Annotated in this window: 11 protein-coding genes; 3 read left to right on the top strand and 8 right to left on the bottom strand. The window is 68.4% G+C overall.

The features are described from left to right. Positions 1-22 precede the first annotated feature (22 nt). From ACFPJ4_RS05705 to ACFPJ4_RS05690, 4 genes are all read right to left on the bottom strand, one after another. Positions 23-2,191, bottom strand: a complete 2,169-nt coding sequence (locus ACFPJ4_RS05705; RefSeq protein WP_386739323.1) for a 3-hydroxyacyl-CoA dehydrogenase NAD-binding domain-containing protein — start codon at positions 2,189-2,191, stop codon at positions 23-25. Continuing rightward, entirely contained in the window at positions 2,191-3,387 is a 1,197-nt protein-coding gene (locus ACFPJ4_RS05700) for a thiolase family protein (RefSeq protein WP_386739322.1), read from the bottom strand. The genes ACFPJ4_RS05705 and ACFPJ4_RS05700 overlap by 1 nt, the downstream gene beginning before the upstream one ends. 111 nt (positions 3,388-3,498) lie before the next feature. After that, complete coding sequence (locus ACFPJ4_RS05695) at positions 3,499-4,740, bottom strand: HRDC domain-containing protein (RefSeq protein WP_386739780.1); 1,242 nt, start codon at positions 4,738-4,740, stop codon at positions 3,499-3,501. A gap of 82 nt (positions 4,741-4,822) precedes the next feature. Continuing rightward, positions 4,823-5,419, bottom strand: coding sequence for a DUF3000 domain-containing protein (locus ACFPJ4_RS05690; RefSeq protein WP_386739321.1), 597 nt, complete (start codon positions 5,417-5,419; stop codon positions 4,823-4,825). Between the two features lie 121 nt (positions 5,420-5,540). On the opposite strand from ACFPJ4_RS05690, the gene ACFPJ4_RS05685 reads away from it, so the two are divergent. Further along, positions 5,541-6,746 (top strand): alpha/beta hydrolase family protein, encoded by a 1,206-nt coding sequence (locus ACFPJ4_RS05685; RefSeq protein WP_386739319.1) that lies wholly within the window; start codon positions 5,541-5,543, stop codon positions 6,744-6,746. Here the strand turns inward: ACFPJ4_RS05685 and ACFPJ4_RS05680 are convergent. From ACFPJ4_RS05680 to ACFPJ4_RS05670, 3 genes are read right to left on the bottom strand one after another with little or no spacing between them, the layout of a single operon-like run. Beyond that, positions 6,730-7,467, bottom strand: coding sequence for a dihydrofolate reductase family protein (locus ACFPJ4_RS05680; protein ID WP_386739318.1), 738 nt, complete (start codon positions 7,465-7,467; stop codon positions 6,730-6,732). The two genes, ACFPJ4_RS05685 and ACFPJ4_RS05680, sit on opposite strands and share 17 nt — an antisense overlap. Then, positions 7,464-7,901: a SufE family protein gene (locus ACFPJ4_RS05675; protein WP_386739317.1), complete on the bottom strand. Its 438-nt coding sequence runs from the start codon at positions 7,899-7,901 to the stop codon at positions 7,464-7,466. The genes ACFPJ4_RS05680 and ACFPJ4_RS05675 overlap by 4 nt, the downstream gene beginning before the upstream one ends. A gap of 27 nt (positions 7,902-7,928) precedes the next feature. Continuing rightward, the gene (locus ACFPJ4_RS05670; RefSeq protein WP_386739316.1) at positions 7,929-8,825 is read right to left on the bottom strand and encodes a sulfurtransferase; all 897 of its coding nucleotides are present in this window, start codon (positions 8,823-8,825) and stop codon (positions 7,929-7,931) included. Positions 8,826-8,953: 128 nt separating this feature from the next. On the opposite strand from ACFPJ4_RS05670, the gene zapE reads away from it, so the two are divergent. Continuing rightward, positions 8,954-9,970 (top strand): cell division protein ZapE, encoded by a 1,017-nt coding sequence (gene zapE, locus ACFPJ4_RS05665; RefSeq protein WP_386739315.1) that lies wholly within the window; start codon positions 8,954-8,956, stop codon positions 9,968-9,970. 94 nt (positions 9,971-10,064) lie between these two features. Here the strand turns inward: zapE and ACFPJ4_RS05660 are convergent, their stop codons facing one another. Further along, complete coding sequence (locus ACFPJ4_RS05660; protein WP_386739314.1) at positions 10,065-11,228, bottom strand: Na+/H+ antiporter NhaA; 1,164 nt, start codon at positions 11,226-11,228, stop codon at positions 10,065-10,067. A 244-nt stretch (positions 11,229-11,472) separates the two neighbouring features. On the opposite strand from ACFPJ4_RS05660, the gene ACFPJ4_RS05655 reads away from it, so the two are divergent. Then, on the top strand, positions 11,473-12,768 hold the full coding sequence (locus ACFPJ4_RS05655) for an ammonium transporter (RefSeq protein ID WP_386739313.1): 1,296 nt from the start codon (positions 11,473-11,475) through the stop codon (positions 12,766-12,768). Positions 12,769-12,837 lie beyond the last annotated feature (69 nt).

Below are 12,837 nucleotides of genomic sequence, written 5' to 3'. Positions count from 1 at the left end.
GCCCTTCTCTCTGTGACAGCCGTTAGTTGACCCCGACGATCTTGGGGTGGTGGAAGGTGTCGCCGAATGCGCGCTCGCTCGCGCCGACCCGATCGAGGTAGGGGGTCACCCCGCCCATCTGGAACGGCCATCCGGCGCCGAGGATGAGGCAGAGGTCGATGTCCTCGGCGGCCGCGACGACCTGGCCATCGAGCATCCGGTGGATCTCATCCGCGAGACCGTCCTCGATGCGGACACGCAACTGCTCGGCCGTGTACGGCGTCGCATCGGCGGCCTGGTGCGTCGTGACGATGGCGAGCGCTTTCGGGTCGTAGCCCTTCGTCTTGCCCTTCGCATCCTTCTCGAGCAGGTGGCCGTAGTCGGCCAGTTCGTGCAGCGCGGCGCTCTCGAAGAAGCGCTCGGGGAACGCGGCGTGGTGCGTGTCGAGCACGTGCGCACCGACCTTGAGCCCCACGAGTTCCAGCAGCGCGAACGGATCCATCGGTAGACCGAAGGGTCGCACGGCCTCCACGACCGCGTCGAACGAGGTCCCGTTCTCGACGGCGTGCATGGCCTCTCCGAGCAGCTTCGCCAGGATGCGGTTCACGACGAAACCGGGGGTGTCGGCCGTGATGACGGCATTCTTCCGCAGCGCGGCCGCGGTGACCATGGCGGTGCTGAGCGCCGCATCGGTCGTGTTCCTGGTCTTCACCACCTCGATGAGCGGCATGACGGCCACCGGGTTGAAGAAGTGGAACCCGACGACGCGCTCCGGGTGCTTCAGCTCGGCACCGATCTGCTCCACCGAGAGCGAGGACGTGTTGGTCGCGAGGATCGCATCGTCGGCGATGTACTGCTCGACGTCGGCGAAGACCTGCTGTTTGACGCCGAGCTCCTCGAAGACGGCCTCGATCACCCAGTCGCAGTCGGCGAAGTCCTTCTTGTCCGTCGTCCCGCTGACGAGCGCCTTGAGCCGGTTCGCCTCGTCGGAGCCGATGCGGCCCTTGGCCAGCAGCTTGTCGATCTCGCCCGTGATGTAGTCGAGCCCCTTGTCGACGCGCGACTGATCCAGGTCGGTGATCACGACGGGCACCTGCAGCCGGCGGACGAAGAGCAGCGCGAACTGGCTGGCCATCAGGCCGGCGCCGATCACCCCCACCTTGGTGATCTTCTTGGCCAGGGCCTTGTCGGGGGCGCCGACCGGGCGCTTGGCGCGCTTCTGCACCAGGTCGAAGGCGTAGTTGCTCGCGCGGAACTGGTCTCCCGAGATGAGGTCGGCGAGAGCCTGATCCTCGGCGGCGAACCCGGTCTTCTTATCGGTGTTCTTGGCGGCCTTCAGCAGGGCGAGAGCGCGATACGGGCTGAGCGCGACCCGGCCGATGCGGCTGGCGAGCGTCTTCTCGGCGATGCCGATGGCGACATCCCACTTCACCGCGCGTTCCAGCTTGCCCGGCTCGTGCGGCCGCTTGACCTTGATGGCGCCGGTCAAGACGCCGTCGGTCCACTTCAGCGAATCCTCGAGGAAGTTGACCGGGGGGAACATCGCGTCGGCGATCCCCAGCTCGAAGGCCTGCGGCCCCTTGAGCATCGTGTTGGTCTTGAGCGGGTTCGAGATGACGACCTCGAGAGCGTTCTCGATGCCGATCAGGTTGGGCAGCAGCCACGCGCCGCCCCAGCCGGGGATGATGCCCAGGAAGACCTCGGGCAGGGCGAAGGCCGGCACCGAGGCATCGATCGTGCGGTAGGTGGCGTTGAGGCCGATCTCGACCCCGCCCCCGAGCGCGAGGCCGTTGGTGTACACGAAGGAGGGGACTCCCAGTTCGCCCAGGCGTCCGAGGGTCGCGTGCCCGAGCTGGGCCATCAGCAGCCCGATCTCGCGACTGGGCAGCTCGCCGGCGTGCGTCAGATCGGCGCCGGCCGCGAGGATGAACTGCTTGCCCGTGACGGCGACCGCGTCGATCTCGTGCCGGGCGGCGCGCTCCTTCAGCGCATCGAGCACGCCGGCCAACTCGGTCAGGGTCGCGGGCCCCAGGGTGTTGGGCCGGGTGTGGTCGCGTCCGTTGTCGAGCGTGATGAGTGCGAGGCGCTTGCCGCTCGGCAGCGTGATGTCGCGCACGTAGGAGTGGGTCACGACCTCGTCGGGGTCGAGCGCGATGAGTTTCGAGAAGTCGACGTTCGCGTACTGCGCGATCGCCGAGTCGGTGCCCGCCATCACTTGCCGCCCTTGAAGTTCGGGTTCTCCCAGATGACCGAGCCGCCCTGGCCGAGGCCGACGCACATGGCGGTGAGGCCGTACTGCACCTCCGGGTGCTCTTCGAACTGGCGGGCCAACTGGATCATCAGGCGTACGCCCGAGGAGGCGAGCGGATGCCCGATCGCAAGCGCGCCGCCCCAGGGGTTGACGCGAGGGTCGTCGTCGTCGATCCCGAAGTGGTCGAGGAACGACAGCACCTGCACCGAGAACGCCTCGTTGAGCTCGAACAGCCCGATGTCGCCGATGGACATGCCGGCCTTGCGCAGCGCCTTCTCGGTGCTGGGCACGGGGCCGAGGCCCATCACCTCGGGCTCGACACCGGCGAAGGCGAAGCTGATCATCTTCATCTTGACGCTCAGACCGAGGTCCTTGGCGGCATCCGCGCTGGCGATCAACGACGCCGTCGCTCCGTCGGTGAGGGGCGAGGAGTTGCCGGCGGTGACCCGACCGTGCGAACGGAACGGGGTCTTGAGGCCCGCGAGGCCCTCCATCGTGGTCTCGGGGCGCATGCCCTCGTCCTGGGTGGCGAGCCCCCAGCCGGCCTCGCTCTTGATGGCCACGGGGATCAGGTCGGGCTGGATCTTGCCCGCCTCGTAGGCGGCGGCGACCTTCTGCTGGCTGCGCATGCCGAAGCGGTCGGACCGCTCCTTGGTGAGCGCGGGGAAGCGGTCGTGCAGGTTCTCGGCGGTGGCGCCCATCGCGAGCGCGTCCGGGTTGACGAGCTTCTCGGCGACGAAGCGCGGGTTCACGTCGGCGCCGAAACCCATCGGGTGGCGTCCCATGTGCTCCACGCCGCCGGCGATGCCGACGTCGTAGGCGCCGAAGGCGATCGCCCCGGCGATGGTCGTGACGGTCGTCATGCCCCCCGCGCACATCCGGTCGAGGGCGTAGCCCGGGACGCTGAGGGGCAGACCGGCGAGGATCGCGGCGGTGCGTCCGAGGGTCAGCCCCTGGTCGCCCTGCTGAGTCGTCGCGGCGATCGCGACGTCGTCGATGCGATCCTTGGGCAGGTTGGGGTTGCGTTCGAGCAAGCCGATCATGGCCTTGACGATGAGGTCATCGGCACGCGTGTTCCAGTACTGGCCCTTCTCGCCAGCCCGTCCGAAGGGAGTGCGAACCCCATCGACGAAGACGACTTCAGCTTTCTCGGCCACGGTGCCCACCTTTGCTCAGTTCTGATTCGGTTCCGGGCAGCACGTTACGCGCTGAAAACCCGGGATGCTTGCGATCCTAGGCAGGCTCAGGAAGGGGTCAGAATCCTTTGATCATTCCGACGAATCGGGCTCGGAGGGGCCCTCGGGGGCTTGGAGGGGTTCGACAAAGGCATCGGCAATGGCCTGTGCAGTTGCGTCAAGCTGCCAGGGCCGCGCCCCGAGGGTGGCGAGGGCCTCCGCGATGGCGTCGGCCGTCGCGGGAACCGGGGGAGCCCACGCCACGCGCCGCAGGAAATCGGGAGTCAGGAGGTTCTCCATCGGGATGTCGAGCGCGGTCGAGACCTCGGTCAGGGCAGCCCGGGCGCGCTTCAGCCGGCCGTCGGCCTCCGGGTTGCGATCGGACCAGATCCGCGGGGGAGGGAGGGAGTCGCCGGGAGGGCGCACCTGAGGCAGCTCGGTGGTCGTCATGCCGGCTTGGATCGCGTCGAACCAGCGATCGAGCTGGCTGCGGCTGGCGCGGCCCGTGAACTCCTTGATGGCGGCGAGCTCGCGTTTGGTGGCGGGCAGCACCCGTGCCGCCGCAACGAGCGAGGCATCGGGAACCAGGCGGCCGGGAGCGATGTCGATCTCGCGGGCGTAGTCGTCTCGGGCGGTCCACAGTGCGCGCGCCACCGCAAGGTTGCGCGCCTGACGAAGCGAGTGGATGCCGGACAGCCGTCGCCACGGCTCCTCGCGTACGGGCGCCTCGCGGTTCAGCGTGGCCGCGAACTCCTGTTCGGCGATCTCGGTCTTGCCCGCGGCATCCAGGATCTCGCCGATCTTGTCGCGGAGGTCGGGCAGCAGCTCGACGTCCAGGGCGGCGTAGACGAGCCAGCTGTGCGGAAGGGGTCGCGTCGACCAGTCCGCGGCGGAGTGCTCCTTGGCCAGGTGGATGCCGAGCAACTGCTCGACCACCGGCCCGAGTCCGACGCGGGGCAGGCCCGCCAACCGTGCCCCGAGTTCGGTGTCGAAGATGCGCTCCGGATCGAGTCCGACTTCGCGCAGGCAGGCCAGGTCTTGGCTGGCGGCATGGAGGATCCACTCCTCGCCCGCGAGCACCGCGGCGAGCTCGGAGAAGTCTCCGATCGCCGGTGGATCGAGCAGGAACGCGCCGGCACCGCGGCGGAAGATCTGAATCAGGTAGGCCCGCTGCGAATAGCGGAATCCCGATGCGCGTTCCGCGTCGACCGCGAACGGCCCGCTGCCGGCGGCGAGCGCGGCGACCGCGGCACGGTACCCCTCGACGGTGTCGATGACGGTCACGGGTGCGTGTGGTTCGGGCTCACTGATGAGGGCGATCGCGTCGATCTCGATCTCGATCGTGCCCTCGACCTCGCCGTCCGCTGCGCCCTCGATCTCGTCCTCGGGCTCCGCGCCGCTGTCGGGCGCGACTTCGTCAGTCACGCGACCCCCGCAGCTCGGGGAGGAGGCTCACCGCATCGGCGGTCGGCGGCAGACCGGCGAGCTGGCAGACCAGGTCGCTCCAGCCCTCGACATGGTGCGCGAACTGCTCGTCGCTCGGCGTCCACGACGCGCGGATCTCGAGTTGCGCGCCGTCGCTCTGCCCGGCGAGCTCGCCGAAGCCGCTGGAGAGCACCTTGGTCGCCGTGCCGGAGGCCGCGCGGTACCCGGCTCCGCGCAGCTCGAGCGCGTCGATGAGCCACGACCAGGCGACCTCGGCCACGAAGGGATCGAGGCCGATGTCGGTCTCGAGCGGTGCCTGAGCGAAGCATACGATCCGGAACGCGCCGCCCCAGGCTTCAGGCTCCTCGGCGTCGTACAGCAGCACGAACCGTCCGGTTCCGAGCACGGAATCAAGGCCGTGGCGGGTCGGCCGCACGTCGCCGGCGAGCGCGATCGCGTGCGGGGCCAGCCCGGTCGGCGCCGTGATCTCGGCGAGTTCGAGTTCAGGTCGGGCCGTCGCACGCCGAACCGACTCAATGGCCCGACCGAAGGCGGCCGGGACCAGAGGTCCTGAAGCGGATTCGGCCACGTCTGCAGACTAGGGTTTCTTGACGTGCGGCGTGATGTGCCACGCCGCCCCGGTGCGGTCGCCCGAGTCCCGCATCGCCTGTGGAATCGGCGGGAATTGCTGTCGGAGAAGGGGTCGAGTGGTGAGTCGGACCGGACGGATCCTCGCGGCATCGACCCTCGGCGTGCTGGCCCTCGGCGGGGTCGCGCTGGCCGCCGCCGGAGTCGTGAGCGTGATCGTGGCGAGGACGGTCATCATCCCTCCGTCCCGCCGCAAGGACGACGTGGAGATCGTCACGTTCGACCCAGGGGCGTCGACGATCGTGCTGTCGTCGACTCCCGACTCGCGGTTGCCGGGGGAGTACAGCTTCTGGTTCGCCGCGGACACCGGACACGCCCGCGTCGGCGACATCATCACGATGGATGTCTCGAGCGTCACCCGCTCCATCGAGCCGGCGGATTTCGGCGATCTGGGCGAGGCGAAGAGGGGGCGGTTCAACGGCTGGTTCTACCTGACCCCGGATGACCTGGGTGTCCCGTTCCAGGACATCTCGATCGGGACCCCGCTCGGCGACGCCCCGGCGTGGCTGATCCCCGCGGCCGATCCCGACACGACGCGGTGGATGATCGGGGTCCACGGTCGTGCGGTGCGACGCCCCGAGGCGCTGCGCGGCGTGATCCCGTTCCGCGCCGAAGGCTTCACCTCACTGATCGTGAGCTATCGCAACGACGGCGAAGCGCCCCGCAGCGCCGACTACCGCTACGCCCTGGGCGACCGAGAGTGGCTCGACGTCGAGGCGGCCATGCGCTACGCCCTCGCGCACGGTGCCCGGGAGATCGTGCTGATGGGTTGGTCGATGGGCGGCGCGACCGTGCTGCAGGCACTGACCCGGTCGGTGTTCGCCGAACAGGTGGTCGGCGTCGTGCTCGAGTCGCCGGTCGTGGACTGGATCGCGACCCTCGACTTCCAGGTCGAGTTGCGCAAATTGCCGTCCGCGATCCGATACGGCGTGCTGGCATTGCTCAAGAACCGCTGGGCGGGGATCCTCACCGGACTCGCCGAGCCGCTCGACCTCGACCGTCTCGACTTCGTGACCCGTGCCCGGGAACTCGACCGCCCGATCCTGGTGCTGCACAGCGACGACGACGGGTTCGTCCCGTCGACCGCGTCGCGTGCCCTCGCCCTGGCGCGGCCCGACATCGTGAGCTACGAGGCCTTCGACGTCGCCCGCCACACCAAGCTCTGGAACTACGACCGGGAGCGCTGGGAGGGGGCGATCCGACGCTGGATCATGTCGCTCGCCGACGGGGCGGCACCCGCCGGCGACGAGGTCACGCCGATCGGCTGAGCCGCCATCGCGCGTAGAGCCCGCCGGAATCGTCGATCAGCAGGCTGGTCAGTGTCGCGGGCAGGGCGGGCAGGGCCGCATCACCGAACGGTCCGCCCGCGCCGCCGATCATTTGCGGGCTGGTGCTCAGGCAGAGCTCGTCGACGAGACCCGCGCTCAGCAGTTGGGCCGCGATCCGAGGTCCGCCCTCGCTGACGATACGACGCAGGCCCCGCTCGCGCAGTGCGGCGACGACGACGCGCACGTCCACCGGACCATCGGGCGGAGCGCCGGGTGCCGTGTCGAGTACGACGAACTCATGAGGGGCCGAGAAGGTGCGCCGCACCGCCGCCTCGGCGCGTGCGGGCCCCATGACGAGGATCCGGCCCGGTTCGACGTCGTCGCGCACGCGGGCCCCGCTGAGATCGCCACCTGCCGTCAGCACCGCGAGTCGCGCGGTCTTGGGCAGCAGTGTTCCCTCGGCGCGCAGGGTCTGCGCGCCGACCAGCACGATGTCGCTCTGCGCCCGAATGACGCCGAGGATCGCCCGGTCGGCCGGATTGCTGAGCGTCTCGGAGGTGCCGTCGGAGCCGCGTGAGCTCCCGTCGATGCTCGTGATCAGGTTGATGCGCAGCCAGTCGGATGCTGGGGGTTCGTAGATCGCGGAGAGCCGATCACGCGCGTCGGCATCCGTCGTCTCGATCGGATCGCCACAGACGGGGTGAACCGGCCGGACGATCACGCGGCCTTGTCTTTCACCTGTCGCTGGATGCGGCCGAGCATGCCGACCATGCCGCGCAGACGCAGGGGGCTCACCGCCTCGGTCAGGCCGAGCTCGAAGGGGAAGTCGGAGGGCACGGCGAGCACCTGCTCGACCGTCAGGCCGGCCAGGCCCTGAGCAAGGATCGATGCGAAACCGCGCGTGGTCGGTGACTCCTTCGGCGCCGTCATGAAGACGTGGACGATCCGCTTCTCATCGACCTCGACGAACAGGAAGACCGGCGACTGGCATTCGACGACCCGCTCGAGCAGGTCGGGATGGTCGGCGTAGCGCGCCGGGAGCTCGGGCAACTGCTGCGAGAACTCCAACAGCAGTTGAAGGCGCTCGGGCTTCTCGAGCGACAGGAAGTCGTCACGGATCGCTGCGAGTTCCTCGGGAAGGGCCGCCGACGTCATCCGGCGACCGTCTGCGAGGTGCCGAGCTCAGCGCGGCAGAGCGCCCGGCTCTGCACCCTTGACGATCGGGACGCGCACCGCGCTGCCCCACTCCGTCCACGATCCGTCATAGTTGCGTACTCCCTCGAAGCCGAGAAGGTGGGTCAGCACGAACCAGGTGTGGCTCGAGCGTTCGCCGATCCGGCAGTAGGCGATGACGCTATCACCCGGCTTCAGGCCCGCGCCGTCCAGGTAGACCGCCTCGAGTTCGGCTCGGGGCTTGAAGGTGCCGTCGTCGGCGACCGCCTTCGCCCACGGCACGTTCTGCGCGGTGGGGATGTGCCCGGCGCGCAGGGAACCCTCTTCGGGATAGGCCGGCGCCGTGGTGCGGTCGCCGACGTACTCCTCGGGTGAGCGAACGTCGATGAGGGGCGAGCCGAGGTGGGCCAGCACGTCGTCTTTGAACGCGCGCTGGGTCACGTCGTCGCGCTCGACGACGGGATAGTCGACCGGGGCGGGTGTGGGCGCGACCGTCGTGTAGGGGCGGTCCTCGGCCTCCCACTTGGCACGGCCGCCGTCGAGCAGCCGGACGTCGGGGTGGCCGAACAGCGTGAAGACCCAGAGCGCGTAGGCCGCCCACCAGTTGTTCTTGTCGCCGTAGATGACCACGGTCGTGTCGCGGGCGATGCCCTTGCCGCCGACGAGCTTGGCGAAGCCGGCTCCGTCGAGGTAGTCGCGGGTCACCGGGTCGTTCAGGTCGGTGTGCCAGTCGATCTTGACGGCGCCGTCGATGTGACCCGTCTCGTAGAGCAGCACGTCTTCATCGGACTCCACGACCACCAGCCCGGGAGTCCCGAGGTGGTCGGCCAGCCATTGCGTGCTGACCAGCCGTTCGGGGTGCGCGTAGGACGCGAAGGCGGGCGACGGATCGGTCTCGATGGGCATCTGCATCTCCTGGTGGTGCGGCCGGAGCGGTAGGCTGAGGCGTCCCCTTCAGGGTAGACAGTCGACCGCCGTGCCCGCTGACGTGCCGTAAGAGTTCGACACGGATCTCTAGTCCAAAGGCCCGTCCCATGCAGCAGCTGTCCATTCCCTCGCTGGTCGCGCGCGCTCCGCAGATGAGCGGCACCGAGATCGCGGCGTCGTTGGTGCCGCCTCGGCAGTTCGAGTCGGCGACCCTCGACAACTACCGTCCCGATCCGGACTATCCCTCCCAGGCGCACGCCGTCGCGCGGGTGCGCGCCTTCGTGGCGTCGTGGGGTGCGGGATCGGGAGGCGGGCTCTTCGGTCGGCGCAAGGCGCCTGCCACGAAGCCCGGCCTGTATCTCGACGGCGGCTTCGGCGTCGGCAAGACCCACCTGCTGGCCGCCCTTTGGAAGCTCGCGCCGGGCCGCAAGTACTTCGGAACCTTCATCGAATACACCGCCCTGGTGGGCGCGCTCGGCTACGAGCCCACACTGAAGTTGCTCACCGGCGCGAGCCTGTTGGCGATCGACGAGTTCGAACTGGACGACCCCGGCGACACCATGATGATGAGCCGCCTGCTCAAGCAGTTGACCGAGAGCGGAACCCGGATCGCCGCCACCTCGAACACCCCGCCGAACGCGCTGGGCGAGGGACGTTTCGCCGCCTCCGACTTCCTGCGCGAGATCCAGGCCATCGCGGATCGCTTCGAGATCATCCGGATCGACGGTCTCGACTACCGCCATCGCGAGCTGGAGGGCCACGCCGTCGCGCTGGACGAGGCGCAGTTCGCTTCCGAGCTGGCGGCCGCGTCGTCGCTGGGCGGCGTGACGGTGGATGACTTCGCCGCGGTGCTGAAGCATCTCGCCACGGTGCACCCTTCGCGCTACGTGAAGCTGGTCGAGGGGCTCGACGCCATCGGCCTGCGCGACGTGCGCGTCTTCACCGACCAGTCGGATGCCCTGCGCTTCGTCGCTCTCGTCGACCGCCTCTACGACGCCCAGGTTCGGGTGCTGGCGACCGGCATCCCGATCGACACCGTGTTCCCCGAGGACATGCTGGCCGGAGGCTATCGCAAGAAGTACCTGCGCGCCGTGTCGCGCCTGATGGCGCTGACAGGGGCTTAATCCGCTCGAAATGCCGCGTCGGAGCAGCGGAACGGGGCGACTTGACGAGGTACCTCGTCGATGGACGACGGGCGCCGCCTGCGCGTCCGCTCGGCTAGAGCGCGGGGCGGGTGTGGGTACGGCGGCGCAGTGCTCGTGCGCGCAACCCGGTCACGACCGCGCCGATCAGGGCGGCGCAGATCGAGCCGCAGAGCACCGCGAGCGTGCCTTCGGCGTTGACCGGATGCGGTGCCGAGAACGCCAGATCGTTCATGAGCAACGAGACGGTGAACCCGATCCCGCCGAGGGTCGCGACCACCAGCACGTCGGCGATCGGGATCGCGGCGGTCCGCTCGCTCTTCGGCTGCAGACGGCCGGCGATCAGGGCGCCTCCGGTGATACCGATCAGCTTGCCGACCGGGAGGGCGATCGCGATTCCCCAGAAGACCGGGCTCAGACCCGAGATGCCGACCGCCGGGATCACGACGAGCGAGGCGGTGAACGCGAAGACCGGCAGGATGACGCCGTTCGACCACGGCTCGAGCGCATGGCGCGTCGGACCCGCCACGGCGGGTGCCATCGCCAAGCCGAGTGCGACGCCCGCGATCGTGGAGTGGATGCCCGAGAGGTGCACCAGAACCCAGGCGGCGAGTCCCAGCGCGATGAGAGCTGCGACGACGACGGGCGCGGCCCGTCCGCGCACCCGATAGCTCAGGAATCCGAAGGCCAGCACGACGGGAACCGCGGCGATCAGCGGAACGAGCTGGAGGTCGCGCGTGAACAGCACCGCGATGAGCAGGATGGCGATGAGGTCGTCGATGACGGCGAGAGCGAGCAGCAGAGCGCGCACGCGCGAGGGCAGGCCGCGGCCGACGAGGGCGAGCACGCCCAGCGCGAAGGCGATGTCGGTCGCGGTCGGGATCGGCCATCCATCGACCAGCGCCGGGTCGCGCACGAAGGCGAGATAGACGAGCGCGGGCACGAGAACGCCACCGACCGCGGCGATCGCCGGCACGAGGGCCTTGCGGGGCGTGTCGAGCTCGCCGTGCGTGAGCTCATGACGCAACTCGATCGCGGCGAGGAAGAAGAAGACCGCGAGAAGGCCGTCGGTGATCCAATGTCCGACCGAGAGTTCGAGACCGAGCCAGGGGAGGTCGAGGTGCGCATCGCGCACCGTTGCGAGGGAGGGCCCGATGGGGCTGTTGGCCAGGCCGACCCCGAGGGCCGCCGCCAGCACGAGCAGCACCGCGGCGACGCGTTCGGAGCGCAGAAAGGTCATCCCCTCCATTCTGGTGCGCCGCACCGGCACAATCGCGGGTGATTGGCGGCGGATCCGCTGCCCGCCGAAACACGATGTTTACATCCGGCGGCTTCGCGTAACGGCTCGGAAACACGTAGACACCGGGGCGGTAACGTGCCCCGGCCACACTGAGCGATGAACCCGAGGTCACAGCGTCAGGCGCTGCCGCGAAGACCCGCGGAAGGTTCCCCTCCTGGGCTAAGAGAAATAGAGGAACTTGCACATGCTCCATTTGGCAGATAGTCCTTCGATCTACGACAACTCCCTTTGGTTGATGGTCGCGGCGGCTCTCGTCCTGATCATGACCCCCGGCGTCGCCTTCTTCTACGGCGGCATGGTGAAGGCGAAGTCCGTCATCTCGATGATGATGATGAGTTTCGGCGCGATTGCCTTGGTCTCCGTACTGTGGGTGATCTACGGCTACTCAATGTCGTTCTCCTCGGGCGGCGACTGGTTGATCCCTCACGTGCTCGCCAACCCGTTCGCCGATGCCTTCTTGCAGAAGGAACTGGCCGCGACGGGCGGCGACCAAGCTCACAACTTCGCGTTCGCGGGCTTCCAGGCGACCTTCGCGATCATCACTGTTGCGCTCATCTCGGGGGCGATCGCCGATCGCGCCAAGTTCGGGTCGTGGATGATCTTCGCCGGTGTGTGGGTCACCCTGGTCTACTTCCCGGTCGCCAGCTGGGTGTTCAACTTCACCGTCGACGCGAAGAACACCGCCGGCGGTTTCGGACAGCACGGGTATTCCGACGGTGGATGGTCGGTCTGGGGCCTCGGCGTCAACGACTTTGCAGGTGGAACCGCGGTCCACATCAATGCTGGTGCGGCTGGGCTCGCGCTCGCTCTTGTGCTCGGCAAGCGCATCGGCTTCAAGAAGGGTATGAACGCGCCGCACAACGTGCCGTTGACCCTGTTGGGTGCGTCGCTGCTGTGGTTCGGTTGGTTCGGCTTCAACGCCGGGTCGGAGGGATCGCCTGATGGGATCTCGGCGCTGGCCTGGATTAACACCCTCGCTGCGCCTGCCGCTGCCACGCTTGGCTGGCTCATCGTTGAGAAGATCAAGGATGGTAAGCCGACGTCGATCGGTGCGGCGTCAGGTGCCGTCGCCGGTCTGGTTGCGATCACCCCCGCGTGTAACATCCTGACTCCCGGTTGGGGCATCGTGCTCGGACTGGTGACCGGTGCGATCTGTGCTCTCGCGATCGAGCTTAAGTTCAAGCTGGGCTTCGACGACTCGCTTGACGTTGTCGGAATCCACCTCGTCGGCGGTCTGGTCGGAACGCTGTACATCGGCTTCTTCGGAACCGGTATCGGCCTCCTCGACTCGGGTTCGTTCTATCAGCTCGGTGCGCAGGCCGTCGGTGCATTCGCCGTCGCGATCTACTCGTTCGTCCTGGCATTCGCGATCGGTTGGGTCATCGAGAAGACCATCGGCTTCCGTATCAAGAACGAAGACGAGGTCGCCGGCGTTGACACCGTCGTGCACGGCGAAGAGAGCTACGTGCTGGAGGGCTGATCCTCTTCGGTTCGTCGCGGGGCGTCGCTTCTTCGGGAGCGGCGCCCCGTTTCCCTGTGCCGCACGCGA

It is taken from the genome of Lysinimonas soli (assembly GCF_042655435.1).
GTDB classification, from domain to species: Bacteria; Actinomycetota; Actinomycetes; order Actinomycetales; family Microbacteriaceae; genus Lysinimonas; species Lysinimonas soli.
Note: the sequence above shows the minus strand (reverse complement) of the source record. Positions and strands in the feature narration are given on the sequence as shown.